Raw genomic sequence first — 25,033 nt, 5'->3', positions numbered from 1 at the left:
GACCAGGCATCAGAAGACGCCGAGGAATGCGCTCTTCGACTTCTTGGTAGGCGTGGCACCGGTGGAGGGGTTCTGACCCAGGGCAGAAGCACGCTGGATGCGACGGTTTTCTGCCTCGCTATCGACAACGCTGCCTGCATTGCCACCACGCCAGAACATGAGTTCATCGGTCAGACCCGCACCGGCAGCGCCGAGCTCGGCATTGTTGGGGGCCTTCGATGCCTGATCGACCTGACCGAGCAGAGCCTGCTGACCGGCGCTGTTGCTGCCGGAAGTGGGGTGCAGAGCCGCATTGGGCGAGAGCGTTTCAAGCGCCTGGATACGGGGGTTTTCCTCCGCCGTATGGTCACCCTGTCCTGGCAGGCTCAGCTGCTCTGACGGCGGCATCGAGAGGGGCGCACGGGTCGTGACCGTATACTCATCCGGCATCGAGCGTTCGAGACCGAACGCGCGCGAGACGTCAGAGCCGGAGCAGGCCGGAAGGAGCGCTGTCAGGCCGAGAACCGGCAGGACGCGGAGGACGGACGGAAGGGAGAGCTGAGCCATATCGGACCCGATCCTAAATGAGCGTTTCGGCATCGACAAGAGATCAATGCTCGCGATGTACCGAACCGTGATCGGAGGCGCTACCCGAAACAGGTGAGGGCTTTCCGCTGGAAGCTGATTGGCGACGATCTGCCAGAATGGAGTCGATCACCCAGGCAACCACACCACAATCAATGGCCGAATCGGCAACGTTGAAAACATACCAGCTCCAGCCATAGGCATGGACATGAATGAAATCGACCACAGCGCCAAAGCGCATACGGTCGATGACATTCCCGACCGCGCCGCCGGCAATGGCAGCCGAGGCGATGGCCACGACCATGCGCGACGTACGCAATGTCTGCCATAGCAGGGCCAACACGGCGACGAGGGCCACTGTGCAAAACAGCAACGGCCCGTAACGGCCGACACCGCCGAGCATCCCAAACGTCACGGCGTGGTTCCACACCATCGTGAAATTCAGCCCCGGCGCAATGACCACGCTCCCTTTTGCGGGAAGGTCAAAGACGTTCAGGATCCACCATTTGCTGCCCTGATCGGCGCAAAGCACGATGATGAACGCTGCCAGACCGGCCAGCAAGGTTGCCGGTCGGCCGAACGAGAGCGTGACTTTGGCTGATTTCACGCTGTCACCACATCGCTACAACGCAGGCAAAGACCCGGATGGGCCGTCTGGCTCCCGACTTCGGGCAGCACACGCCAGCAACGCAGGCACTTGCTGCCCTCTGCCTCGCCCACACCCGGCCCCGGATGAGCGCTGACAACGCCCTCGTGCTCGGTGGTGGCGCTGTCATCGATATAGAGCGACGGCACATTGGTCAGGAGCTGGATATCGGCCTGCGAGACAATGGCGAGTTCGGCCCAGTCGACGTCGCCGAACACGGCCTGTTCCTGCTCGGTCAGGGGCAGGCTGAGACGGGCTTCGAGAGACGAGCCGATCACACCACCCCGACGCGCACCCTCAAGCTCGGTCGTGATGACACGGCGCAGCGCACGAATCTGGTTCCAGCGCTCGCCAAGTGCCACATCATGCCATGCGGGATCGGGCTCCAGGAATGCCTGCAGATGCACCGAACTCTCTTCGCCAAAGCGCGATGTCCAGGCTTCTTCAGCCGTGAAAACCAGAACCGGCGCAAGCCAGGTGGCAAGGGCGCGATGCAGGATATCGAGCACGGTGCGGGCAGCACGACGACGCAGTGAGGACGGCGCATCGCAATAGAGCGCATCCTTGCGCACATCGAAATAGAAAGCCGAAAGATCGGTCGTGCAGAACCCGTGCAGCATCGGATACACGCCCACCCATTGATGGGTCTGGACCGCCTGCTTGAGAAGACCACCCAGATCGCTCAGGCGATGCAGGATATAGCGCTCCAGCTCGGGAAGCTGCTCGAAAGGTACCGCCTCTTCAGGGGTAAACCCGTCCAGCGCGCCCAGCAGCCAGCGCAGCGTGTTACGCAGCCGACGATAAAGCTCACCCTGCTGCTTGAGGATCTCGTTACCGATACGCAGGTCTTCGTTGCTGTCGGAATTGACAACCCAAAGACGAAGGATATCCGCGCCCAGCTTGTCGGTCACTTCCTTGGGGGCAATCACATTGCCCAGCGACTTCGACATCTTGCGGCCCTGCTCATCGAGCACGAAGCCGTTGGTGACGATGGCCTTCATGGGGGCCACGCCACGTGTGCCGACGCTCTCGAGCAGCGAGGACTGGAACCAGCCGCGATGCTGATCGGAGCCCTCAAGGTAGAGATCGGCTGGGAAGTTCAGACCGTCCTGACCCAGCACGAAGCTATGGGTCGAGCCGCTTTCAAACCAGACATCGACGATGTCGAACACCTGTTCGTATTGCGCGGGGTCACGTCCCTCACCCAGGAAGGTGGCGGGGTCAGCGCTGTACCAGATATCGGCACCGTGCTCGGCCATGGCATCCACGATACGCTGCATGACTGCGGGATCGCGCAGCACCTCGCCCGTGCTCTTTTCAACAAAAACGGCAATCGGCACGCCCCAGGCACGCTGGCGACTGATGCACCAGTCAGGACGCTGCTCGATCATGGAGGTGAGGCGGTTGCGTGCGGCCTCCGGCACGAAGGTGACATCTGCCAGCGCATCCAGCGCCTTGCGACGCAGGGCCTGATCACCATCCATACGAATGAACCACTGTGGGGTGGCGCGGAAAATGATCGGCTTACGCGAGCGCCATGAATGCGGATAGGAGTGCACGATGCTCGACCGGGCCACGAGGCCCGCAGCGGCATCGCCATTGGCAGCCCAGCGCTGCGCCGCCTCGGTCAGGGCATTGCAGACCGGGTCAGCCGCCTTGAACACATGGATACCGGCAAAATGTGGAACCCACGGCGCATAGGTACCGTCATCCTGCACCAGTTCGGGCACTTCAATGCCGTACTGGCGTGTCAGCAGGAAATCGTCCTGACCATGAGCCGGGGCCATGTGCACAAGGCCCGTACCGGCATCGGTCGTCACGAACTCGCCGGGCAGCATCGGCACGTCAAACTCATAGCCACAGCCACGCAGCGGGTGGGCACAGATCGTGCCCTCGAGCGCCTCGCCGGGCAGGGTGTAGAGAATGTGATGGTCCTGGATACCGGCCTGCTTGCAGAAATCGCTTACGCGCTCTTCGGCGACCAGGAAACGTGAGCCGGGAGCAACGAGGCTGTTCTCTTCCATGATGTCGGCACGCAGCACGACATAGGCAATTTCAGGCCCATAGGCGATGGCGCGATTGGCCGGAATCGTCCAGGGCGTAGTGGTCCAGATAACCGCAGAAGCCCCCTGAAGAGCCTGACCGGGCGTCGGATCTGCCTCGATGGGGAAGGCCACATGGATCGTGGTGGAGGTGATGTCGTGATATTCGATCTCGGCTTCAGCGAGCGCTGTCTTCTCGACCGGGCTCCACATGACCGGGCGCAGGCCGCGATACAGTCCGCCATTCAGCAGGAACTTGCCGATCTCGCCCACGATGGCAGATTCGGATGAAAAATCCATGGTGGCGTAGCGGTTCTTCCACTCGCCCTGCACGCCCAGACGCTTGAATTCCTCGGCCTGGATGTCGAGCCAGCGACGCGCGTACTCGCGACATTCGGCGCGGAACTGCAGAACAGGCACATCGTCCTTGTTCTTGCCTGCCTTGCGGTATTCTTCCTCGACACGCCATTCGATCGGCAGACCATGACAATCCCAGCCAGGCACGTAGCGCACGCGGGCGCCATTCATGCGCTGGGCGCGGTTGATCACATCCTTGTTGATCTTGTTCAGGGCGTGACCGATATGCAGGTGACCGTTTGCATAGGGCGGGCCATCATGCAGGGTGAAAACCGGCTTGCCTTTGCCTGCCTCGATAATGCTCTCATCCAGCCCCATCGACTCCCAGCGCGCCAGAATTTCCGGCTCACGCGTCGGCAGATTGCCACGCATCGGGAAGCTGGTACGGGGCAGAAAGACCGTGTCGCGATAACGGTCCTGAGGATCTTGGCTTTTGGAATCAGGCATTTTCGATCAATCGACGGAGTCAGGGAACCGGGAGTTATGCGAATAGGGAGGCTCGCGGGTCAAGTGCCGAGGTGCAATGCGGCGATGATCGGGGCTGGATAACGGTCAGCCAAGGAATGGATCTGGCGACGATATACCCTGCCTTCACTGTCATGAGGCATGTCATCACTCTGTATTCGATGTTACCAGTACCGAAAATACGGAAAAATCCGATGAAGAACCTTATCCTGCTCGCTCTTTCGATCGTGTCATGCCTGGCATGTACAGAGTCTCGTGCTGGAGAGTTCAAATTCGATACTGAAATCACGATTGCACAGATCGACAGGGTGGTTGCCGTTCTCAACAAAAATGCACCCAATTATGAGAATGAGATGGAAACGATCACGGCCGCCAGTCGCGACGGGCGGATTCTCGTTGAGGAAATCGAACTGACCCGGGAGGCTGACAACTGTATCCAGGCGTTCTCCAGAGACAAGCTCAAACAGCTTCTCTATGACGCGACGGCCAACCGTTACTGCAACACCAATCTGAAGTTTCTGATGGACGGCAACGTGTCGCTAAGACTGATTTTTTTCCTGCATGGCAAGGAATTCTATCGCGTTCTCCAGACCCCGTTTTCATGCACGATCGTCAACTGACCAGGCGCATCACTGATCACAACCCCAATGGCTATCTATCGACCTTACGAGCGGCGAATTCTCGTCGTCGGAAGGCCGGGCCCGGAACAGACGGCATCGAGTGTCGTGTCGATCTGCTCACCGAGTGAGGCGAGGTCCTGCCGCAGGAAATCACGTAGGCGCATCAGGCGTGAAACGCTCTCACGGCGGCGGTTCTCTTTTTGGGCAATATGCTGTTCCATTGCCTGCATCTGATACATTTGCATCGCACCGAACATGACAGCCTCCCACGCCTCATTAACCGTGGGTAATCTATAACATCATGTCATGTGAGATAAAACATTAAAAACTTCACAAAACAGGCAAGTCCTCCTCAGGCCCTTCCTGTCAGGGTCATCGTTCAATGATCCCCGCTTGATGCGGCATGTAGCGATCGCAAACGGGTCGACAGCGATCCCACGTGGATTTCGAGCTTGTGACCATCAGGATCGAGAAAATAGAGCGAATCGCCTTCGCTTCTGTTCTGCTTCCACAGCGTCACCCTGCCGAGGAGCCTCTCACACATCGGGGCAGAACCTGCGGGCTCGACAGTGAAAGCGAGATGGGAGTTATCACGCCGGGAAATGGCTTGCGAGTCAGGCAGCAACTCAAGACAAAGCCAAAGGGAACCAGCCTCGAGATACGCTCCCTTTTCCCATCTCTCACGAAGGGCGCAGCCAAGAAGATCGCGATAAAACGGGATCGACCGATCGAGATCGCGAACACAGAGCGTGACGTGATTGATGCCCCTGATCAGACTTCTGTCAGACAAAATCAGGGTCTCGCGTGTTCAATCAAGGAAGAGCGGAAAGCACAAGACGTGCGCTTGCAGCATCCTCGGCAATCTGCGCCTTCAGTTCGTCAAGGCCGTTGAATCGACGCTCATCACGCAGAAGCTTGTGCAGGCTGACCTCAAGCGTCTGACCATAAAGATCTTCATTCAGGTCGAAAAGATGCGCTTCGAGCCGACTTTCCTGCCCGTCATTGATTGTCGGACGGCGGCCAATATTCGCGACACCCGGGCTGATCCTTCCGTCAGGATGGCGCACTGTCACGGCATAAACACCACGTGCGGGTTCAATATGTCGTCCGAGGGGAATATTGGCCGTAGGAAAACCGAGAAGGCGCCCTCGTTTGTCACCATGGGCGACCTCGCCCCGGATGAACCATGACCGGCCAAGTTCCTCAGCGGCGCGCTCGGGATAGCCTTCCTGAAGCAGACGCCGGATTCGAGAGGACGAAAAAGGGCCGCTGATATCGGTCAGAGGCGGAACCACAGTCAGCCCGATACCGAGCGTTTCGAGCTTGCGCGCGAGGTAGTCGATATTACCCGCCCTGCGGTGGCCAAAAGCGAAATCGGGCCCGCAAGCCACATGCTGAACGCCCAGCGCGTTGTGAAGCACATCCTCGACAAACTGATCCGGGCTCAGATGACTGAAATCGGCATCGAACGGCAGCTGGAAGATGGAGCGTACGCCCTGCTCATGCAGAAAGAAGGCTCTTGTCTCGGGCAGCATGAGACGCAGGGGTGGGTCCTGAGGACGAAAATACTCGCGTGGATGCGGCTCGAATGTGACTGCCCCAAGCGCCAGATCGGGCCGCGCACCGTGGAGGGATCTGAGAAGATGGACATGCCCGAGATGCACACCATCGAAATTACCGAGAGCTACGGCGGCACCACGGGCTTTCGCGGGTATCGCCGTCCAGTTCTCGTACAGGGTCATGAAACCGGCAACTCGAACTGTCGGCTGACACCCGACAAGTCATCGGCCTGACGAACACCTGCATGAGGACGGGTGCCATCCTCGGCACGAATAAGCTGGCAAACCTTGAGCCCGGCCTCAAGAGCGGCGTCGAGTTCGGCCCCCACATCGGAGAGGAACAGTATCTCTTCGGCGGCAACGCCTGCACGGGCCGCAATTTCGCGATAGCTTTCGGCAATCTTCTTGCCGCCGATATCGAGGTCGTAAAATGCCTCAAACAGATCTGTCAGATCACCCGCGTCGGAATAGCCATAGAGCAGGCGCTGCGCGCTGGCAGAGCCCGAAGAGTACACCGCGAGGCGCAACCCTGCCTGATGCCATGCCTTCAGGGCGGGAGCTACGTCTGGATAGAGACGGGCCTTGAGTTCACCGTTTTCGAAACCCGTTTTCCAGGCAAGGCCCTGAAGGGACTTCAGAGGGGCCACCTTCTCGTCGCGTACCGTCCAGTCATGGAGCTGCGCCACAGGGTCGCATCCGGGATTGGCCGCCTCGATATCGGCCAGCGCGACCTTGACCAGCGGATCGCTGGCCTTTTCGCGCAGCAGATCGGGCATGACCTTGTCCGAATACGGAAACAGCACATCCTTGACGAAGGAAATCGGCAGGGTTGTTCCCTCGATATCGAGCAGAACCAGACGAATAGCGCTCATGCAGCAATATCCGGAATCGTGACGGGAAAACGACGGGCAATCTCGTCACCGGTATAATCGGCAACCCAGCCTGTCGTATCTGTGAAAACGCGCAGCGCGACGACGTCGGGCGACAGTCCTGCATCGAACCAGTGAGGCGTTCCCGCCGGGACGGAAATCAGATCACCCTGAACACAGAGCACGGAATAGACCTTGTCGCCCACATGGAGCACGAAGGCCCCCTGCCCATGCACGAAGAAACGAACCTCATCTTCGCTATGGGTATGCTCAGACAGATATTTCTCGCGCATGGCGGCAATCTGGGGTGTGTGGCGGTCAAACCGCACCACGTCGGCACTGCCTGCGCCGGTCTCACCCATCAGCCCGTCGAGATAGGGACGATAGGCCTCCAGAATATCTTCAGGCGGCGCGTCCTTCGCCGGCGTCACGGGTGACTGCCAGCGCTCGAAACGCACATTCAGGGGGCGCAGCGTCTCAGCGATTTCACGTCCATCCTGCGTATCGAGCAGAATGGTCTCAGGCGCGTCATCGCGATAGATCGTCAGTCGGCTCATGCTTTCCGCCTTTCGAGTTCGCAGGCCAGCAGGAACTCCAGCCCTTCGAGACGGGCCAGCGCCATCGCCATGTCCCGTCCCCAGACATAAACACCATGTCCGCGGATGATATAGCCCGCAGGCATTTTTCCGAGCGAGGGCGCGACCACACCTGCCAGCCTTGCGATATCCTGGTCGTTATCAAAAACAGGCACATCAATGGACGTTGCGTGGGTCGATTGACCCTCGAAAACCTTCAGCAGCTCGTATCCTGCCAAAGTGAGGGACGCCCCCGGCATCTCCATGGAAAGCACGGTTGCAGCAACAGAATGACCATGCAGCACAGCCCCGACCGAAGCATCGAAGGCGTAAAGCTGCGTGTGCAGCAATGTCTCGGCACTGGCCTTTTGCGTCGCATCAAGCGGGTGCCCCTGCGGGTCGATCTCGATCACATCCTGCTCGGTCAGGAAGCCCTTATGCCCCCCCGAGCGTGTAATCGCGATGCGCCCGTCAGACAGGCGTCGGCTCAGATTACCCGCCGTGGCGGGAACCCAGCCACGCTGGTCCATCCGCCGTCCGGCCTGGATCACATCCTGCACAGCACCCAACCAGAGCCGGTCAGCAACCTCGGTCATGAATGGCTCAGTGATTGGTGTTGTTTACACTGCTGCCCGAGGCGGGAGGCGTGTACTGGGGTGACTGAAAATTCCCGTGGGGAACACCCTGCGGCGCTCCCTGGGCATTGCCATGAGGCGGGGGCGCAATCTGCCCGTTGGGCTGGGTCGGATGAGTATCCATGGATTCGTCTTCGGCCATGTTCTTCTTGAAGGATTTGATGCCCTTCGCAAAGTCGCCCATCAGCCCGCTGATCTTGCTGCCACCACCGAACAGGATGAGCACAACGGCAAGCACTATCAGCCAGTGCAGGGGACTCATGCTACCCATAATCTCTCTCCTTGGGCGACGGGACCATCCAGCCGCCTTTTTTCTCGCTTCTCACATGGCGTGATCACGCGCCACTTGCAAGCGTGCAATATCGTCCAGATCACGCGGTACGATGAAGCCGTAAGTAGGATAGGCACGCGCACCAAGGTTCCTGATGGGGGCCCAGTAGACGCGCACAAGCGACCAGTCATTCCCCGGAGAGACATCAATGATCGGCACGGATCGATCAATCCGGCCCGGCTCCCAGTTGGCGTGTTCCACGAGAATCTTGCGCGACGAGACCGTACTGCGCACAACAGAAACATGACCTGACGGCAGGCGCCCGGTCGAACGAAACACAAGGATCTCGCCCTGCGCAGGCGTCTGCGTTCGCCGGTATTTGCCTGAGGCACCGCGCCACCATGATGATGCAGCCCCATAAAGCGCCACGCCTGTCTTGGCTCGTGCATAAGGCGCGCATTGAAGCGGGCCATTGAAACTGGCGCGGCTATATTCCCGCGGACCACCCCCGCAGGCTGCGAGCCCCAGACACAGACCAAATCCCAGCCCACGCCCGAAAAACGGGCCCAACTTGCGCAACGTCTTTCTTTCCAACCCAGTGTCTCTCATGACGATTTGAGCGCCATGACGCGATCCTCCGCTTCTGTCAGATCCAGAGCCAGCGCCTGTTCGGCCACGTCTCGGCCAAATCCGGCGCGGGCAAAAATCGCTAGTGCCCGCTGATGAGCCTCTCCTGCGTCACTGCGGGCCATTTCACCCTCATCCCGGGCGAAGGGGCCAAGCCGACGCTTGCGGGCCAGAACAAGGGCTGCTGCCAGCTCGCGTTCTCTCGCCTCATCGTCGTGCCGATGGCCGAGAGCCTCTTCCATCGCCTCGCCCAAAGTCTCGGCCCCGATCCCTTTCTGCGTGAGGCTTGCCGCCACGGCACGGCGGGACCGCCCGGACCGGGTCAGGCTGAGCGAACGGGAGCGCGCAAAGGCGGCATCATCCAATGCGCCGATGCGACGCATATCGCTGACAATTGCAGCAATAACGGCGCGGCTTTTCTCGCGCTCTGAGTCGATCTGGTCTGCCTCCCCCCCCTGGGTGGCGAATTTGCGCGCCCAGCGCATCACGGCGCGGTCGAGCACCTGCGCAAGCCCCTGTTCGGTCGCGGCAAAGCGCGCCAGATGACGCAGGGCCGCCTCACGCAGGGTTTCCGCTGTCGGCGGGGGAGTCTGATCCGGAATCGCTGACATGGAAGGAGTGTGCCATAATTTCATGGCAGCAACATGGTAAAAACCCGCCGGAGATTCCCCATGCCTCACTCTCTGCTCGATCGTGTTCTCGCGACCCTGCCCTCTGCCTATCCGGGGCCCGGCGGGGCAGCAGCGGTGATCCAGAAGGGCGAGATCATTGCGCGACATAGCTGGGGCTTTGCCAACGCCGAAACCCGTACGCCATTCACGCCGCAGACACTGTTTCGCATGTGCTCGATCACGAAGCAGTTCACCTGTGCCCTGCTCGACGCCGTAACGGACAAGGCCCGGCTGGATGCCGTCATCGCCTCTCGCCTACCCTTGCTGCAGGAGCCACCGCCGGACATTTTTCACCTCGCTCACAACCAGTCAGGTCTGCGTGATTACTGGGCGGTGGCCATGCTGCATGGCGCCCCTACGGAATCGGTTTTTGGCCTGGCAGAAGCACGACGGGTGATTGCCGGCACCAGATCCCTGCATTTCCGGCCCGGCACCAGCTACTCCTACGTCAACCAGAACTTCCATCTCATTTCCGAGGCGCTTGAGGCCTGCACAGGACGGAGCTTTGCCGAATTGCTGCGCACACGGATTTTCGAACGCTATGGCATGAAAAGCGCCTTTCTTGCGGCAAATACCCAATCCATGCCGGACGGAACGCAAGGCTATGAGGGCAGTGAAGCCACCGGCTATCGTCAGGCGGTCAACAACATCTTCTGGACGGGCGATGCCGGGCTGGGGGCCAGTCTGGACGATATGATTGCCTGGGAATGTGCGATCGACGCCCAGCGCGATGATCCCCAAGGGTTTTATAACCGGCTCAGCGCGCCCGTGACCTTTGGCGATGGCACTCCTGCCCGCTACGGCTTCGGGTTGCAGCGCGGACGCCTGTTTGGCCATGCCATGACCGGACACGGAGGCGCCCTGCGTGGCTGGCGTAGCCACAGGCTGCACTTGGCACAGGAACGGCTGTCGGTTGTGGTCATGCTCAACCACATGTCAGAGGCACATTCCGCGGCGGCAGAGCTGGCAGGGGCTGCACTTGGTATCCCCCCGTCCCTGCCGGCAAGGGCGCCCGGCAATCCGGCCATGCTTGGGCATTATCTTGACGCGCAGACCGGCCTCTCGGCCACGATCACATCGTCAGATCAGCATGGCGGGTCAGGCAACAATCTGGCGCTTCGTTATGCCTATCCGCCCGAGCGCCTGGATAACTGGACCCAGAGCGGTGCCGGTCGCGACGGCACCACCCTGACATTTCAGGATGACAGGCATCCCGAGTGCGGCCTGATTATGAACCGTCCGCAGGAAAACACTCAGCGTATCCTGTCGCGTCTGGCCATGACACAATCGCATCAGGATCTGGCAGGGAGGTATCTGTGTGAGGAACTCGACAGCATTCTGACCCTGTCCGATACAGGCGGCGCGCTTTATGGCGCCTTCTCGGGCATGCTGGGGCAAGGGCGCATGGAGCGGCTTCTGCCGCTTGGGGATGATGTCTGGCTTATCCCATGCCTGCGGGCGCTCGATCATTCGCCGCCGGGGTACTGGACCCTCTCCTTCCAGCGGGATGCGGCTCAGGCCTTGCGCGGCATACGTGTCGGGTGCTGGCTGGCGCGCGACCTGTTTTATCACGCCATGACAGACTGAATTTGACGAACCGGGGGGATTAACCCCATCATGGTAAGGCAGCAGCCCGTGCCCTGCCCTGATTGCTCAGGTGCGGGGCTCTTGTTGTTGCATCTTTCCAATCCATTCCAACCGGGCTCTCATATCGCCATGATTTCCGCTCTGATGCCAACATTCAAACGAGTCGACCTTGCTTTCGAGCATGGTCAGGGCGCTTGCTTGTACACGGCTGACGGGCGACGATTTCTCGATTTCGGGGCGGGTATTGCCGTCTCGTCGCTCGGGCATGGTCATGAGGGGCTGGTCAAGGCGATCGCCGAACAGGCCGCACGCGTCATGCACGTGTCCAACCTGTATCGCATCCCGCAGGCCGAGAAACTGGCCGACAGGCTGGTTGCTCACTCCTTTGCCGACAGCGTCTTCTTCTGCAATTCCGGCGCAGAAGCCAATGAAGGCATGGTCAAGATGATCCGCAAGACCCAGGCAGGTCGCGGTCATCCCGAGCGCACGCGCATCATCTGCTGCAACGGAGCCTTTCACGGGCGCACGCTTGCCATGATCGCCGCCACGGGCAACCCGGCCTATCTCGAAGGTTTCGGTGCCCCTGTCGATGGCTTCGATCACGTCCCCTTCAACAACATGAATGCGCTGCGTGCCGCCATCACACCCGAGACAGCCGGCATCATGATCGAGCCCATCCAGGGCGAGACAGGCATCAAGCAGGCTGATCCGCAGTTCATGACCGGGCTGCGCCAGGTTTGCGACGAATTTGGCCTCATCCTTGCGCTGGACGAGGTTCAGACCGGCATGGGCCGCACCGGCAAACTCTTTGCCCATGAGTGGTATGGCGTCACACCCGATGTCATCTCGGTGGCCAAGGGCATTGCTGGTGGTTTCCCCATGGGGGCCATTCTTGCCAGCGAGGAAGTTGCCGCATCGATGGGTGCAGGGTCGCATGGCACGACTTTTGGCGGCAATCCGCTGGCCTGTGCTGCGGGCAACGCCGTGCTGGATGTCATTCTTGCCGATGGCTTCCTCGATGAGGTCGCGCAAAAGGGCACCATGCTCGGCAATGAACTGGCGGCTCTGGTGCATGATCATCCGCGCGTATTTGAGCTTGCCCGTGGCCGCGGTCTGATGTGGGGTCTGAAATGCAGGATGCCTGTTGCCCAGGTTCAGGCTCAGGTCATGGCTGAAGGCCTCCTCACCGTGACAGCAGGTGAGAATGTGCTGCGGCTCCTGCCGCCGCTGGTTGTGACCCAGGATGACTGCCGCGAAGCGTGCGCCATTCTCTCCCAAGCGGCCCGGGCACTGGAAGCGCAGGAAGACGCGACATCAGACAACAAGACGAACAGCCGGACGGAGAGCCAGGCATGACCATTCAGACGAACGCCAGCGCTCATACACCGATCCGCCACTTCCTTGACCTGCGCGACCTCGACAGCGCCACGCTGCGCGACATCATCGATGTCGGTCGTGCGGTCAAGGCAATGCAGAATAACCGCCGCGCTCCGATGCATCCCGCGCACCCCCTAGCCGGTCGTACGCTTGGGCTGATGCTGTCCAAGCCTTCCACACGCACGCGCCTCTCTTTCGAGGTGGGCATGCGTCAGCTGGGCGGCGATGTCTCTGTGCTGTCGCCGTCAGACATGCAGATCGGCAGAGGCGAAAGCCTCGCCGATACGGCGCGTGTTCTCTCACGCTTTCTGGACGTTCTCGTTGTCCGCACCGGTGAGACGGATATGCTGGGCGAACTGGTCCGCTGGAGTTCCATCCCTGTCGTCAACGGGCTGACGCCGGACTCACATCCCGTGCAGATCCTGGCGGATATCATGACCTATGAAGAGCATCGCGGTCCTGTCGCAGGCTCGCACTGGGCATGGATCGGTGATGGCAACAACGTGGCTGCTTCCCTGATCGAAGGCGCCGTCCGCTTCGGGTTCTCTCTCACGCTTGCAACGCCCGAATCCATGAAGCCCCGTCAGGACGTTCTGGACTGGGCGCGCGCTGAAGGGGGGAAAATCCGCCTTGTTCACGACCCCATCGAGGCTGTCAGAGAAGCGGGCTGCATCGTAACCGATACATGGACCAGCATGTCCGATGAGGAATCGGCGGTGCGTCTGAACACCCTGCGCCCTTTCCAGGTCAATACGGCCCTGATGCAGAAAGCGCCCGAAGGGGCCCTGTTCATGCACTGCCTGCCTGCCCATATCGGTGAGGAAGTGACCGAAGACGTGTTTGAAAGCCCGGCCTCCGTTGTGTTTGACGAGGCCGAAAACCGCCTCCATGCCCAGAAAGGTCTTCTGCTCTGGGCTTTTGGGGGCGAAAACTGGCGCAACTTCGGTAGTCCGGCCTGACCCGGCCGGGTGATGGTTTCACCCTAAGTATGAAGTAATTGTTGAAGCACAGATGATCGAGACACCTGCCTTTCTTGATACGCAACGCCCGGATGAAGTGCCTGATCTCGTGATTTCGCATGGCATCACGCCATTTCATCTGGCGAAGCGACCGGTGCGTGGGCGGCTGGTACGGCTTGGCAAGCTGGCTGACATCATGCTGATGCGTCACGATATTCCGGATGACGGCCGCATCCTTGCCGGTGAAGCGCTCTCGCTTGTTGCCGGCCTGAGCGCCGGTCTGAAGTTCAAGGGATCATTCTCGCTGCAGATCAAGGGCGATGGTCCGGTCTCCATGCTGGTGACCGATTGCACCGACGCCGGTGAATTGCGGTTTTACCTGCGGGCACCCGAAACGCTCGAAACCGGATCGGCCCGCTCGCTTCTCGGCGAAGGTTATTTCACATTCACGATCGACCAGGGTTCTCACACCGAGCGTCATCAGGGCATTGTAGCGCTTGAGGGTGAAACCCTTGCCGACATGGCCATGCATTACTTCGCCACCAGTGAGCAGCATCAGTGCTGGATGCGCCTTTATTGCGAAAAGACCCCGGATGGCTGGCAGGCCGGAGCCCTGCTTCTGGAAAAGATTGCTGAAGAGGGCGGAATTTCGTCAGGCGTCGGCAGCGATGAAGATGCCTGGGAGACGGCTTGCGTTCTGGGCAATACGCTGACCTCCATCGAGCTTTTCGACCCCCGGCTGAGTGCCACCACCCTTATCGAACGCCTGTTCGGTTCACAGGATGTCATCGTGGATCGTCCGCGAGCGGTCAGCCTCGGTTGCCGGTGCAACCGCGCACGTCTGGCAAGTGTGCTTTCCACTTTCCCGGAAGATGATCTCGACCATATGGCTGAAGAGGGTCAGATCACCATGAACTGCGAATTCTGTAATGTCGGGTTTCGCTTCGACCGGACAGAGATTGCACAATGAGTGATGCTGAGGTTTTCCTGCAATCCGCGCTAGTCGATGGAGAGAAAATCAGCTCACTCTATGACCAATGGATTTCACAGGACGTCATACCTCTTGCCGATGACATTACCTGCGTTACTTTCAAAGACAGCTTCAGCAATCGCCAAGCTGTGTGGTATTTCAATGAAAGTCGTGAGTATTGCGGATCTCATATAGAGGTTGTTCAAAGACTACGGCCGGATGATATTCTTGCCGCTGTCTCACCTTGGTTGGATGCCTTATCCCGCACTTCCTTGAGTTCGACACCTTCCGTCATTGCCAATGCGCCTTCACTGCCGCTGTTTCTCTCGACCCAACTAGCTGCTGCATGGTCAGTACGCATGATGGCCAATCTGCAGCAGATACAAACCGCTCTCGCAGAGCAGGAGCGAGAAATCACGCGCGTTCATGGCAAGCCCTTGTCAGCCCGCGACCTGAGACGCCTCCTTGCGACACGTATTGGCCAGGAAACCCTGGTTGTATTGTCGCCTTTTTCCGGCGCACCTCTGCGCTCCCAGATTTCGTTTGTCGCCGACCACCGGCTGATCCATCGTTTTCATGATCCAGAACTCGACTGCGCTTTCTATCTTGCGTGGTGGGAAAAGCAGATTGAGGCGCCACCTTCGTTTTATTGTCCGCATGCCGGTATCATCGTCAGTGATGAAACGATGGCGGGTATGCTTCCGTCACTCATTCTAGGCTGGTATCTGAGTAACCCCGATCATGTAAACCTGATCACTGGAGCGCAGGCATTTGAGGCGCGTGATTACGGCTTGGGCAAGGCTTCATCGTTGATGGCCGACCCAACAACTTCCGGCGTTGCGCTACCTTCGGTTCCAGACGCCGCATCAGCCGACATGATTTCCGAATCCTGGGCGTTTCTGCATCAGAACCCGCAAACCGCCACCTCGCTGTCCGAGCAGAAGAAAGACCCGCAGCCATCAGGCAAGTTGATCAAACGGCTGCGCTCTCTCATCAAAAAGAAGTAACAACCGCCCTACTCTCTGGAGCAGATCATGTCGCGAAACCCGTCCCGCATTCAGTCTTTCCTTCGTTTTGGTTCAGTCTGTCTCTTGCTGGGCAGTGTTTCGCCCCTGCTCACAGCCTGCGGCGACAGCGAGCCCCAGAGCTTCGCGCCGCTCGACTATAGCTACCTGAGCAAGATGCATCTCAACGTGGCGCATATCGAAGTCGTGGATTCTGCGCCTCCCGGCAGCACACCCGGCGACATCTCCGCCAAGGCGCCCACGCCGCCCCAGCAGGCGCTCGAGCAGATGGCGCGCGATCGCCTCATTGCGAGTGGTTCGGAAGGCAATGGCACATTCACGATCACCAAAGCGAGCATCCTTCACGCGCCTGGGGGAACGCTTCTTGGTGAGCTTGAAGCCCATGTCGATCTTTCCGCTCCCTCAGGCGGTCGCGCTGGCTACGCCCTGGCCCATATTACCCGCAGCCTCAATCCTGGCGACAAGGATCCAGAATCCCGCGCGGTCCTGTACGATCTGACCACACAGATGATGCAGGACATGAATGTGGAACTTGAATTCCAGATCAAGAAATCCCTGCATGACTGGCTGGTTGACGCCAGCGGCGCCCCGCTTCCGGGAGCTATCACGCAACAGGACATTGGGCCGGGCACCGCACTGCCTGCTCCGGCTGCCTCCAGTTCGGTCACAAGCGCCAATGCGCCGGTGGCTGCACCGGCTAGCACCAGTGCAGCGCCTGCGGCATCTGTCAAATCCGCTGCACCCCAGGAGCCAGACGCCATCTTCCCTCTGGGCGATGACGCTTCTTCGACAGGTGCACCTGCGGCAACACCTGCTGTCAAATCCCCCAAGCCCGGCACGCTCTCCCTGCCCTCCAAACATTCCTGAGCCAGCGCTATTTGGCCAACCGGTGTACGCCTGACCCGTCTCACCGGTTGGTTCTTCAGAAAGCGGCTTGCATTTCCCCCGGCAATCGCGAAGAAGGAAGTTGCGCCCAGGATATGGGAATCACGCAGTGTTGTTCTGTCAGGAGAACAGATTGAGCGCCCATTCATCCTCACGCCGACGCTTCGTCAAAAACGCAGCAGGCACGACGGCCTTCTTTCTGCTTGCCGGACAGGAATTTCAGGTACCAGCCTTTGCGGCCTCCGCCAGCGAAGATGAAGGCAAGCGCTTCTTCTCCCCTGCTGAACATCGCTTTCTCGATGCCGCCTGCGATTGCATCTACCCCAATGATGCCTTCGGCCCTGGCGCGACCGCATTGGGCGTGCCGACATTCATCGACAGACAGATGCAAACCCCCTATGGCCGCGGCGAACTCTGGTACATGCAGGGTCCATTCCAGGATGGCCCCGCCAATCTTGGCTATCAGCTTCCCCTAGCACCTTGCGATCTCTATCGACAGGGTATCGAAGCGGCCAATCACTACGCGAACGCAGAGCGTGGCAAGGATTTTGCTGACCTGACGCAGAATATCCAGATTGAGCTTCTGAGCGCGTTCGAAGGTGGCGCGGTCCATTTCCCCGCCTTCAATGCCCGTCTGTTTTTCGAGCAGCTGCGCCGCAACACGCTCGAAGGCGCTTTTGCCGACCCGATCCATGGTGGCAATCGTCATATGCAAGGCTGGATGTTGCTGGGCTTCCCCGGCTCACGCGCCGATTTCATGGACTGGGTCAATCAGGAAGGGGCGGCCTACCCCTTCGGCCCCGTATCAATCGACGGCCAGAAGGCCTGACCCCGTTTATTACCGAGTATCAGACGCATGACTTCAAAACGGACTGACGTTGTCATCATTGGAGCTGGCTGGGCAGGCGCCATCCTCGCCAAGGAAATGCGCGAGGCGGGGCGAAACGTCGTCATGCTTGAGCGCGGACCCGAACGTAAAACCGCCGATGAAGGAACATATCCCGGCTCCATCGACGAGTTGCGCGGGGCCATTCGCCACCGCCTGTTCCAGAACCCGGCCAAAACGACCGTCACCATTCGCAATACCATCAACCAGACAGCCCTGCCCTACAGGCAGCTGGCCGCATTCCTTCCAGGTGAAGGCGTCGGGGGTGCCGGTCTGCACTGGTCCGGTGTGCATTTTCGCGCTGCCCCGGATGACCTTCGACTCAAAAGCCACGTCATCGAACGCTATGGCGCAAAATTCATTCCTGAAACGATGAATCTGCAGGATTACGGCGTCACCTACGAGGAACTGGAACCATTTTTCGACAAGGCGGAAAAGGTTTTCGGCACTTCTGGTGAAGCCTATAAAATCAACGGGCAGATTGTCGGAAAGGGGAACGTTTTCGCCCCGTCACGCAGCGACAACTTCCCACTGCCTGCGATGCAGGATGTCTACACCGCCAGTCTGTTCAGAAAGGCAAGTGCGGAGGCTGGCTATCATCCTTATGCCTTGCCGGCCGCAAATGCCTCGAAACAATACACGAATACTTACGGCCTCCAGATGGGGCCATGCAATTTCTGCGGTTACTGTAGCGGCTACGACTGCTACATGTATTCCAAGGCATCACCCAACATCAATATCCTGCCCGCGCTCCGCAACGATCCCGAATTCACCCTGATTACCGATGCTCATGTGTTGAGGGTCAATCTGGACAGCGATCGCCGCAAGGCGACCGGCGTGACCTATCTCGACCAACGTGAAAACCGCGAGAAATCCATCGAGGCGGAACTGGTCATTCTCGCGGCCTTCCAGTTCCACAATGTCCACCTCATGCTTCTTTCCGGTATCGGCAAACCCTATGACCCGGTCAGTAATACCGGCGTGGTAGGACGTAATTTCGTTTATCAGACCATCACAACGTCCCGGGCATGGCTTTCTGAAAACCAGTACACCAACCAGTTTGTCGGGGCAGGCGGCGCAGGTGTCGCCATAGACGATTTCAACAGCGATAATTTCGATCACGGCCCGCTGGGCTTCATCGGCGGGTCACCCATCTGGGTCAACCAGGCCGGTGTCAAACCGATCGCCGCCGCCATGACAGGCGGCGGCAAGTCCGCTCCGCGCTGGGGAGCCGGCTACAAGGCGGGGCTTATCGACACCTACAGGCATTCGATGGCCATGGACGCACATGGCAGCAACATGGCCTATCGCGATGTCTATCTTGATCTGGATCCGACCTGGAAAGACAGTTACGGCCAGCCACTTCTGCGCATGACCTTCACGTGGAAGGAAAACGACATCCGCATGAACCAGTATGTCGTGGGCAAGATCGAACCGATCATGAAAGCCCTCGGGGCCAGACGCTACGAGCTGGGCAGGCTCGAACATGGCGAGGCCTTCGATACACGACGCTATCAGACCACCCATCTGGGCGGAGGGGCGGTTATGGGTACAAGCCCACAGGACAGCGCCCTGAACCGCTATCTACAGAGCTGGGACGTCTCGAACGTTTTTGTCATCGGCTCCAATGCCTTTCCCCAGGGCATGGGTTACAACCCGACGGGTACCGTCGCGGCTCTGGCTTACTGGGCGGCGTATCACATCCGCACCCAGTATCTCTCACAGCCCGGCCCGCTGGTCTCGCTATGATGAAGCGCCTGTCTCTCCTGCTCGCCACGGGCTTTACTCTCATCGGCACACTCGCGGTCCCGCCGATGGGTCATGCCCAGACTACCAATCACCGCGGCCTGATCGATCAGGGACGTTACGTGGCCGAGGCGGCCGATTGCTCGGCCTGTCACACCCATGATCCGTCAGCCCCCTATGCGGGTGGCAATCCGTTCGTCCTGCCTATCGGCACACTCTATGCGCCCAATATCACGCCCGATGCCAAGCATGGGATCGGCACCTACACCGAAGCCGACTTCACCAAGGCACTCCGTCAGGGCATAGGTAAAAACGGCAAACCCCTTTATCCGGCCATGCCGTTCCCGTCCTACGCGCGCATGACCGATGCCGATATCCATGCACTGTGGATCTATTTCCGCGAGGGTGTCGCGCCACTCGCCAAAGCCCCGCCAGCAAATACCATACCCTGGCCTCTTTCAATGCGCTGGCCCATGACGCTATGGCGCTGGGCCTTTGCGCCCACACCCAAAGCTGCGATGGCCAATGCCAACCGCTCCTTCGCCTCCGCTGAGATCGCGCGCGGGGCCTATCTGGTGGAAGGGCCCGGTCATTGCGGGGCATGCCACACACCCCGTGCCCTGACCATGCAGGAAAAAGCGCTCTCAAGCGATCAGGGTGCCACCTATCTGGCAGGTGGCGGCGCCGTGGATGGCTGGACACCGGTCAATCTCCGACAGGATGACAGAACAGGCCTGGGGCGATGGAGCGAGGATGACATTGTGGCCTTCCTTGCCACCGGTCGAAACCAGCATGGATCGGCATTTGGTGGCATGAGCGAAGCCATCGTGCATGGCACACAACATCTGAGCGATGCCGATCTCCACGCCATTGCACGCTATCTCAAGACCGAACTCCCAGCGCGCAAGAAAGAGGCGCCATGGCGGGCCGACGTGACCGTGGCCAATGCGCTGCATGAGGGGCATCTGCCAGATCATGGCGCACAGGTCTATGTCGATCGGTGCGCCGCCTGTCATCGCACTGATGGACATGGCTACGCACCAGCCTTCCCGCCCCTGGCAGGTAATCCTACCCTTATGGACAAGGATCCCGGATCACTCATTCTGATCGTCCTGCGTGGCGCAAGCGTACCCGCCACCGCCAAGGCGCAATCATCACTGACCATGCCGGGATTTGGTCACGTTCTGACCGATCAGGATATTGCTGATGTCGTGACATTCATACGCCATAGCTGGGGCAACACGGGTAGCGCCGTCTCGGCAGACGATGTCCGCTCTTTCCGGGCCCACAACGCCGAGTGGATCAGGAACACGGCGTCCAATCCACTGAACTGATATTCCGGCACTGAAGATATGCGCGAATCATCTTCAGCTGCCTCAATAGAGAAACCGATAGATCAGGCACCCCTGAAAGCCCCGCCCACCGGCTGTCACCTCTCCCGCCTGGCGGGCCATATAGGCGCCTCCGCCACCTGCCCCGTATTTGGTGGCAGTCAGACCGAGCAACGCCCCTGCCTTGCCACCACCGCCCCATGGTCCATCGGCACCGTTCCCGGCGAAAACCAGATTGCCGAACTGCCCGTCACTCCCTGCGCCACCATTCTGGTTCCACAGAATCCCGCCAGCAGCACCCCCGCCGCTGCCGCCGCAGGAATTCCGTGCGGCAGAAAAATATCCAGCTTCTCCCCCATCGGCAGAGAGAAGGGGCTGGCCGCCATAGGTTACGTAGCTCGGCCCACCTTTCTGATCCGGACCGCCACCCAGACCGATCGTGACCGACAATGTGCTGTCGCGCGCCGGATCGAGCGCATAGATCCCCCATGCATCGCCCCCGGCACCACCACCCGCTCCCGAAAAAGCCCCGGCATCAGGAGAGATAACACTGCAAGACGCACCGCCGCCGCCCGCGCCAATAAGCCGCAGTTCGACATGTTTGGCCCAGTCCGGAATGGTCAAAAGACCGCTCGTCGCGCAAACAGCGTAAGGCTGACTGACCTGTTGGGCAAAATCCCTCGTCGCAAACTGGGTCAAATGCGGCATGAACGCTGACCCCGGCTGTGCCACAACCCCCGACAGGGTTTGTGCGCCCGCAGGAATTGTCACCTCATAGAGGGGCACAACCACAGCACCGGCGACGGCTGGCGGATCGGAAGCCATGACAAACGCGATGCGCCCCGTCCTGCGCGTAGGCAGCGCCTTACCGCGGTTATCAGGCCCCGCCATGGTCTGGTCCGGCTGATCGGCATTATAGAAAGGCAGAACATCCGGACTGTCATCCTGCTCGCTGCAGATCGCAAAGAGCGTTAACGTAGCACCAGTCAAAGAAACAGGAATATGCTGGACTTCGTCGTTGTAAAACAGGCTCGGAACAATCGCGGGCGCCGCTGCGAGCCCCGCAGAAACACTTCCGATATGGGAGCCATCCAGCGCATAGGGCGCAATGATCGTTCCCGGCCCGACAGAGACCGACAGATCTGATGATGAGACCACACAAGCAAGACCCGACGCCATAACCGTCTGGCTACCCAGCAGGATCTCTGCAAGTCGTCCCACACCTTCCTTCGCGTAGCGGCCAAGACGCAGGAGATCCGTATCAAAGGGCACGGCGCCTGAATAGATGATTGGACGATCCATTAAGCTTCCATCCTTACCCATGCGATCACGCCGCACGCCTTTACCGCCTTGATGGCGGCGTATAGTTCGAATTGCTGAACCGGCAGTTTCGGAAAAACCTCGATGACAAACTGACCGCCATGTCGCGTCCCATACCGGCTGCGCACAGCGCCATAACCACCCAGATGACACCATGCACCGCAATCGCGCACAGTCCCCGTCTCGATAATCCGGGGGGCGGCACCAGCGATTTGACGCACGGCCTCTGACACAGCCTGTCGCGTGTTGCGTGGCGCTACCAGATCTGCAGCAATGCGTCGGCGCAGATGGCTGTCCTTTTCCAGGGGCAGGCGCGCAGTTTTTCCGGATCCGAAATAATCAATAAGTGCCATATCCAGAAAGGCACCACTCGTCGTCCCAAGGCGCGTCTGGGCTCGCACAACCCCCATCAGCTGCCATATATAGGCCAGTACCGCCCCGAACCCGGTCAGGAGCGACTGCAACACTGGCGCTTCTTCCAACTCATCACCCCGATAGGCTGGAAACCATCCCTGCGGGAGCAGAAGGCGCATACGGCGAGCGAAATCGCGCGCCGTACCGGGTGCTATACCCGTGTCATACAAAAGCTTCCGGTCAGTTGCCCGAAGCCCATCCATATCCCGGTCTCGCAGAAGTGCCATCAGCCACCCACCTGCTCAACACTGAATAGCGGGACGCGATAATCCGTGCCGTTCACGTTCAGATGCAGAAAACCACCTTCTGCCTTCGCAGGTACCGCAGCTCCCGGGCTGGCGACGGGCGATGACATCTGTATTTCCCCACCCGCAGCAGGATACAGACCAAGATTAGGCGATCCACCATCACCCTTCTGCACATATAGTCCCGCAGCAGCGAGACCGCTGCCGGCCTGTATATTGAGCGTATTGGTAGGCGACGGATTGGGCGATACCGAGAAGAGCAGTTGCCCCGCCATATTGGTCACAAGCACACCATCATCCGAAAACTGCACACGCTGGCCGTTTGCGGTGCGCGTTACGGTCGAAAAGAGCATGGCCCCGGCATCCAGCCCCTGCACATGTTCCCGCGTCTCTGGTGTGCGCCACTCAATGCCCTGGTTACACGCCATCGAGACAGCGTTTCCATAGCCACCGTCATTACCATTCGTTCCGGCAAGCGACGTGTTGCTGAACAGAATACCGGTTTTCCAGGAATCAGGATTATTGACGAACACAATCCCGGCCTCACAATCAGCCGTTCCTTCGGTCTGCCCTCCACCGGCACCGATCTGTATGGCGTAGGTGCCGCCACCGCAATTCGGATGATAGGGTGTCGACACACCGTAAGCTGGTCCGCCCAGATTGACGGCCTCAAGCTCCATGACAAAGCTCGGCTGGTAATTGACGCCCGGCATACGCCAGGCCTCACCGTAATAAGCATAGGCTGTGGTCTGGGTCGGGCTCGTTGTATCATCAGCGATCCCCCAGGCTGCCATCCCGATCGAACTGGGAACATGACCCAGCTTGTCGCGTGACTTGAGTGCATCGGACGTACGTGATCCTGCAACAAAGGCACTGTTGCCAAACCGGGCAAGGCATGCCGCCTGGGCATTTTCCAGCGCCCAGGGCCCGATGGACGTCGTCGCCATCAACGCTGAAAGCCAGTCCTGTCGGTCTACGTCACGCGTATTGAGCGCCGGATAATCGGCGGCAGCGCCGATCAAGAACCGGTCGCCATAGCGACTGACCTTGGCACCCTCCTCGGCAAAGAATTCACCGCTGGCCGGTGAGTCGGCTGGTGCGCCGGCAATCTGGCTTGCTGTGGCATTGAGCGTCTCGACACCATCTGATGTCGCAACGACAAGAACTTCCGCCCCACCGATAGAGGGGATTGGAAAATAACTGTTGAATTTCGGCATTACCCCTCCTGAACGATCTGTACGGAGATCGTGCCTGGGAAAAGCGATTGACTGGCTTCCCCCACAATATCTTCCTGCGCGTTATTCAGGCGTATCTGCGATATCGACAGCACCGCATCACCCGCCGCCGCATAGGCCACATAGCCAAGCCGACTATAGGCGTAGCCGCCCCCGATACGTGACGCCCGGATATCAGCGCTGATGGCCTCGAGCAGAGTACGCTGCACCGTATCGGCATCAGCGCCGAGAGTTATGCTCACAACCATCGAAACCGAGACAGAAAACATGACGGGTCGCTGGACGGCAAAGCCAACACCAAGGGCCTTGCAGGCATCAACCTGAGCATACACACGACGCAGCACCTGATCAGGCACGGCATCACTCCCATCGTCGACAACAACCGTGAAATACCCCTGACGCGTCGTTCCATCCGGCGCCGCACCATCAAAAATCGCGTAGTCCAGATTATTCTGGGTTTCGGCTAGGGCGCTTTCCACCGCAGCGCGTGAGGCGCTCGCCTTGGCGGCAAGCCAGAGCGGGAAGCGCTGCCGCAGCTGGGCGTCGCTCTCCTGATCTGCCCCATTGGCAAAAGCGGCTTCATTGGTGACAATATCAATTCCGGCAACCGACGTGCCCATAAGTGATATGGCACCTGTGGCAACGTTACCCTGAACGCCCTCCAGAAGAGCCTCCACGGGCAAGGTAAGCGAGGCTACGCCAGTCGGGCGGACATACCCCCGCGTCGCACTCGACCAACGTTCGTGGGTCGTATCGGCGATAACCTGAAACGTCACAGCCGCCGCTGTCCTTACCGTGACGCCCGGCCGCACCACAGCCGAGATATCCTGAAAGGAAAAGCAGGTCATGGTGACGGACCCCAGCGCCTTCACGCCAGGCAGTCGTGTCATGCCAAAGTCCCCGACGAAGCTGTCGCAATCAACGCCACTGGATGTCGCAAGCCGTGTCCGACACAGCACCTGCATCAGCAGGTATTGCAGCCAGAGCCCAAGTCCCGAAACGCTCTCGACAAGCGCACGCCCTGGTGTGCCGATATCAAGTGTCAGTTTTCCGGAGCAACTCGCCTGCGCCGTGACGATGGCCGTCTGAACAAGGGATGAGAAAGAACGCAGAGAAAACGCCATGAGCTTCCTGATTCCGTGCCGGCGCGAG

26 protein-coding genes are annotated in these 25,033 nt (G+C 59.6%); 10 read left to right on the top strand and 16 right to left on the bottom strand.

Going from position 1 to position 25,033, the window contains the following annotated elements; all coding sequences use genetic code 11:
- Window positions 1-9: 9 nt before the first annotated feature.
- From ED655_RS14155 to ileS, 3 genes are read right to left on the bottom strand one after another with little or no spacing between them, the layout of a single operon-like run.
- Window positions 10-546 (bottom strand): DUF3035 domain-containing protein, encoded by a 537-nt coding sequence (locus ED655_RS14155; RefSeq protein WP_122050722.1) that lies wholly within the window; start codon window positions 544-546, stop codon window positions 10-12.
- 43 nt (window positions 547-589) lie between these two features.
- Window positions 590-1,171, bottom strand: a complete 582-nt coding sequence (lspA, locus tag ED655_RS14150; protein ID WP_122050721.1) for a signal peptidase II — start codon at window positions 1,169-1,171, stop codon at window positions 590-592.
- On the bottom strand, window positions 1,168-4,056 hold the full coding sequence (ileS, locus tag ED655_RS14145; protein WP_122050720.1) for an isoleucine--tRNA ligase: 2,889 nt from the start codon (window positions 4,054-4,056) through the stop codon (window positions 1,168-1,170). The genes lspA and ileS overlap by 4 nt, the downstream gene beginning before the upstream one ends.
- Before the next feature lie 212 nt (window positions 4,057-4,268).
- On the opposite strand from ileS, the gene ED655_RS14140 reads away from it, so the two are divergent.
- Window positions 4,269-4,694 (top strand): hypothetical protein, encoded by a 426-nt coding sequence (locus ED655_RS14140; protein ID WP_122050719.1) that lies wholly within the window; start codon window positions 4,269-4,271, stop codon window positions 4,692-4,694.
- Window positions 4,695-4,738: 44 nt separating this feature from the next.
- Here the strand turns inward: ED655_RS14140 and ED655_RS14135 are convergent, their stop codons facing one another.
- The 9 genes from ED655_RS14135 to ED655_RS14095 form a co-directional block, all read right to left on the bottom strand.
- The gene (locus tag ED655_RS14135; RefSeq protein ID WP_023979346.1) at window positions 4,739-4,951 is read right to left on the bottom strand and encodes a hypothetical protein; all 213 of its coding nucleotides are present in this window, start codon (window positions 4,949-4,951) and stop codon (window positions 4,739-4,741) included.
- Window positions 4,952-5,073: 122 nt separating this feature from the next.
- Window positions 5,074-5,469, bottom strand: coding sequence for a fosfomycin resistance glutathione transferase (locus ED655_RS14130; RefSeq protein ID WP_122050747.1), 396 nt, complete (start codon window positions 5,467-5,469; stop codon window positions 5,074-5,076).
- 37 nt (window positions 5,470-5,506) lie between these two features.
- Window positions 5,507-6,436, bottom strand: a complete 930-nt coding sequence (locus ED655_RS14125; protein WP_122050718.1) for a bifunctional riboflavin kinase/FAD synthetase — start codon at window positions 6,434-6,436, stop codon at window positions 5,507-5,509.
- A complete protein-coding gene (mtnC, locus tag ED655_RS14120) occupies window positions 6,433-7,125 on the bottom strand; it encodes an acireductone synthase (protein ID WP_122050717.1) in 693 nt (230 codons plus the stop codon). Before mtnC ends, ED655_RS14125 begins: the two co-directional genes overlap by 4 nt.
- The gene (locus tag ED655_RS14115; protein ID WP_122050716.1) at window positions 7,122-7,679 is read right to left on the bottom strand and encodes a 1,2-dihydroxy-3-keto-5-methylthiopentene dioxygenase; all 558 of its coding nucleotides are present in this window, start codon (window positions 7,677-7,679) and stop codon (window positions 7,122-7,124) included. Before ED655_RS14115 ends, mtnC begins: the two co-directional genes overlap by 4 nt.
- Complete coding sequence (locus ED655_RS14110; RefSeq protein ID WP_122050715.1) at window positions 7,676-8,293, bottom strand: methylthioribulose 1-phosphate dehydratase; 618 nt, start codon at window positions 8,291-8,293, stop codon at window positions 7,676-7,678. Before ED655_RS14110 ends, ED655_RS14115 begins: the two co-directional genes overlap by 4 nt.
- 7 nt (window positions 8,294-8,300) lie before the next feature.
- Window positions 8,301-8,603, bottom strand: a complete 303-nt coding sequence (locus ED655_RS14105; RefSeq protein WP_122050714.1) for a twin-arginine translocase TatA/TatE family subunit — start codon at window positions 8,601-8,603, stop codon at window positions 8,301-8,303.
- Between the two features lie 51 nt (window positions 8,604-8,654).
- Window positions 8,655-9,182, bottom strand: a complete 528-nt coding sequence (locus ED655_RS14100; RefSeq protein ID WP_240993685.1) for a CHAP domain-containing protein — start codon at window positions 9,180-9,182, stop codon at window positions 8,655-8,657.
- A gap of 26 nt (window positions 9,183-9,208) precedes the next feature.
- On the bottom strand, window positions 9,209-9,841 hold the full coding sequence (locus ED655_RS14095) for a regulatory protein RecX (RefSeq protein ID WP_122050712.1): 633 nt from the start codon (window positions 9,839-9,841) through the stop codon (window positions 9,209-9,211).
- Between the two features lie 60 nt (window positions 9,842-9,901).
- Here ED655_RS14095 and ED655_RS14090 point away from each other — a divergent pair, with 60 nt between their 5' ends.
- The 9 genes from ED655_RS14090 (at window position 9,902) to ED655_RS14050 (ending at window position 20,670) form a co-directional block, all read left to right on the top strand.
- Entirely contained in the window at window positions 9,902-11,488 is a 1,587-nt protein-coding gene (locus ED655_RS14090) for a D-aminopeptidase (protein WP_122050711.1), read from the top strand.
- 129 nt (window positions 11,489-11,617) lie between these two features.
- A complete protein-coding gene (locus ED655_RS14085) occupies window positions 11,618-12,844 on the top strand; it encodes an aspartate aminotransferase family protein (RefSeq protein ID WP_122050710.1) in 1,227 nt (408 codons plus the stop codon).
- Entirely contained in the window at window positions 12,841-13,824 is a 984-nt protein-coding gene (argF, locus tag ED655_RS14080; RefSeq protein WP_122050709.1) for an ornithine carbamoyltransferase, read from the top strand. The genes ED655_RS14085 and argF overlap by 4 nt, the downstream gene beginning before the upstream one ends.
- Window positions 13,825-13,876: 52 nt before the next feature.
- On the top strand, window positions 13,877-14,794 hold the full coding sequence (hslO, locus tag ED655_RS14075) for an Hsp33 family molecular chaperone HslO (RefSeq protein ID WP_122050708.1): 918 nt from the start codon (window positions 13,877-13,879) through the stop codon (window positions 14,792-14,794).
- Window positions 14,791-15,801, top strand: coding sequence for a hypothetical protein (locus ED655_RS14070; protein WP_122050707.1), 1,011 nt, complete (start codon window positions 14,791-14,793; stop codon window positions 15,799-15,801). Before hslO ends, ED655_RS14070 begins: the two co-directional genes overlap by 4 nt.
- A 27-nt stretch (window positions 15,802-15,828) precedes the next feature.
- On the top strand, window positions 15,829-16,686 hold the full coding sequence (locus ED655_RS14065) for a hypothetical protein (RefSeq protein WP_240993684.1): 858 nt from the start codon (window positions 15,829-15,831) through the stop codon (window positions 16,684-16,686).
- Window positions 16,687-16,837: 151 nt separating this feature from the next.
- Entirely contained in the window at window positions 16,838-17,533 is a 696-nt protein-coding gene (locus ED655_RS14060) for a gluconate 2-dehydrogenase subunit 3 family protein (RefSeq protein ID WP_122050706.1), read from the top strand.
- 27 nt (window positions 17,534-17,560) lie between these two features.
- On the top strand, window positions 17,561-19,339 hold the full coding sequence (locus ED655_RS14055; protein WP_122050705.1) for a GMC family oxidoreductase: 1,779 nt from the start codon (window positions 17,561-17,563) through the stop codon (window positions 19,337-19,339).
- Complete coding sequence (locus ED655_RS14050) at window positions 19,339-20,670, top strand: c-type cytochrome (RefSeq protein WP_122050745.1); 1,332 nt, start codon at window positions 19,339-19,341, stop codon at window positions 20,668-20,670. Before ED655_RS14055 ends, ED655_RS14050 begins: the two co-directional genes overlap by 1 nt.
- Window positions 20,671-20,712: 42 nt before the next feature.
- Here ED655_RS14050 and ED655_RS14045 read toward each other — a convergent pair whose 3' ends face one another.
- The 4 genes from ED655_RS14045 to ED655_RS14030 are packed head-to-tail and all read right to left on the bottom strand — an operon-like array spanning window position 20,713 to window position 25,005.
- On the bottom strand, window positions 20,713-21,969 hold the full coding sequence (locus ED655_RS14045; protein ID WP_122050704.1) for a glycine-rich domain-containing protein: 1,257 nt from the start codon (window positions 21,967-21,969) through the stop codon (window positions 20,713-20,715).
- Window positions 21,969-22,628 (bottom strand): hypothetical protein, encoded by a 660-nt coding sequence (locus tag ED655_RS14040; protein WP_162993543.1) that lies wholly within the window; start codon window positions 22,626-22,628, stop codon window positions 21,969-21,971. The genes ED655_RS14045 and ED655_RS14040 overlap by 1 nt, the downstream gene beginning before the upstream one ends.
- Window positions 22,628-23,863: a hypothetical protein gene (locus ED655_RS14035; RefSeq protein WP_122050702.1), complete on the bottom strand. Its 1,236-nt coding sequence runs from the start codon at window positions 23,861-23,863 to the stop codon at window positions 22,628-22,630. The genes ED655_RS14040 and ED655_RS14035 overlap by 1 nt, the downstream gene beginning before the upstream one ends.
- Window positions 23,863-25,005 (bottom strand): baseplate J/gp47 family protein, encoded by a 1,143-nt coding sequence (locus tag ED655_RS14030; RefSeq protein ID WP_122050701.1) that lies wholly within the window; start codon window positions 25,003-25,005, stop codon window positions 23,863-23,865. Before ED655_RS14030 ends, ED655_RS14035 begins: the two co-directional genes overlap by 1 nt.
- Between the last annotated feature and the right edge of the window lie 28 nt (window positions 25,006-25,033).

Source organism: Asaia bogorensis (assembly GCF_900465345.1).
In the GTDB taxonomy this organism is placed as follows: domain Bacteria; phylum Pseudomonadota; class Alphaproteobacteria; order Acetobacterales; family Acetobacteraceae; genus Asaia; species Asaia bogorensis_A.
This window is presented reverse-complemented; position numbering and strand designations above follow the sequence as displayed.

What these genes read in the sequence shown, in the direction of transcription:
- ED655_RS14155 (WP_122050722.1), bottom strand. Translation starts at nt 546, where the DNA reads ATGGCTCAGCTCTCCCTTCCGTCCGTCCTCCGCGTCCTGCCGGTTCTC.
- ileS (WP_122050720.1), bottom strand. Translation starts at nt 4,056, where the DNA reads ATGCCTGATTCCAAAAGCCAAGATCCTCAGGACCGTTATCGCGACACG.
- ED655_RS14140 (WP_122050719.1), top strand. Translation starts at nt 4,269, where the DNA reads ATGAAGAACCTTATCCTGCTCGCTCTTTCGATCGTGTCATGCCTGGCA.
- ED655_RS14135 (WP_023979346.1), bottom strand. Translation starts at nt 4,951, where the DNA reads ATGTTCGGTGCGATGCAAATGTATCAGATGCAGGCAATGGAACAGCAT.
- ED655_RS14125 (WP_122050718.1), bottom strand. Translation starts at nt 6,436, where the DNA reads ATGACCCTGTACGAGAACTGGACGGCGATACCCGCGAAAGCCCGTGGT.
- mtnC (WP_122050717.1), bottom strand. Translation starts at nt 7,125, where the DNA reads ATGAGCGCTATTCGTCTGGTTCTGCTCGATATCGAGGGAACAACCCTG.
- ED655_RS14115 (WP_122050716.1), bottom strand. Translation starts at nt 7,679, where the DNA reads ATGAGCCGACTGACGATCTATCGCGATGACGCGCCTGAGACCATTCTG.
- ED655_RS14110 (WP_122050715.1), bottom strand. Translation starts at nt 8,293, where the DNA reads ATGACCGAGGTTGCTGACCGGCTCTGGTTGGGTGCTGTGCAGGATGTG.
- ED655_RS14105 (WP_122050714.1), bottom strand. Translation starts at nt 8,603, where the DNA reads ATGGGTAGCATGAGTCCCCTGCACTGGCTGATAGTGCTTGCCGTTGTG.
- ED655_RS14095 (WP_122050712.1), bottom strand. Translation starts at nt 9,841, where the DNA reads ATGTCAGCGATTCCGGATCAGACTCCCCCGCCGACAGCGGAAACCCTG.
- ED655_RS14090 (WP_122050711.1), top strand. Translation starts at nt 9,902, where the DNA reads ATGCCTCACTCTCTGCTCGATCGTGTTCTCGCGACCCTGCCCTCTGCC.
- ED655_RS14085 (WP_122050710.1), top strand. Translation starts at nt 11,618, where the DNA reads ATGATTTCCGCTCTGATGCCAACATTCAAACGAGTCGACCTTGCTTTC.
- argF (WP_122050709.1), top strand. Translation starts at nt 12,841, where the DNA reads ATGACCATTCAGACGAACGCCAGCGCTCATACACCGATCCGCCACTTC.
- hslO (WP_122050708.1), top strand. Translation starts at nt 13,877, where the DNA reads ATGATCGAGACACCTGCCTTTCTTGATACGCAACGCCCGGATGAAGTG.
- ED655_RS14070 (WP_122050707.1), top strand. Translation starts at nt 14,791, where the DNA reads ATGAGTGATGCTGAGGTTTTCCTGCAATCCGCGCTAGTCGATGGAGAG.
- ED655_RS14065 (WP_240993684.1), top strand. Translation starts at nt 15,829, where the DNA reads ATGTCGCGAAACCCGTCCCGCATTCAGTCTTTCCTTCGTTTTGGTTCA.
- ED655_RS14055 (WP_122050705.1), top strand. Translation starts at nt 17,561, where the DNA reads ATGACTTCAAAACGGACTGACGTTGTCATCATTGGAGCTGGCTGGGCA.
- ED655_RS14050 (WP_122050745.1), top strand. Translation starts at nt 19,339, where the DNA reads ATGAAGCGCCTGTCTCTCCTGCTCGCCACGGGCTTTACTCTCATCGGC.
- ED655_RS14045 (WP_122050704.1), bottom strand. Translation starts at nt 21,969, where the DNA reads ATGGATCGTCCAATCATCTATTCAGGCGCCGTGCCCTTTGATACGGAT.
- ED655_RS14040 (WP_162993543.1), bottom strand. Translation starts at nt 22,628, where the DNA reads ATGGCACTTCTGCGAGACCGGGATATGGATGGGCTTCGGGCAACTGAC.
- ED655_RS14035 (WP_122050702.1), bottom strand. Translation starts at nt 23,863, where the DNA reads ATGCCGAAATTCAACAGTTATTTTCCAATCCCCTCTATCGGTGGGGCG.
- ED655_RS14030 (WP_122050701.1), bottom strand. Translation starts at nt 25,005, where the DNA reads ATGGCGTTTTCTCTGCGTTCTTTCTCATCCCTTGTTCAGACGGCCATC.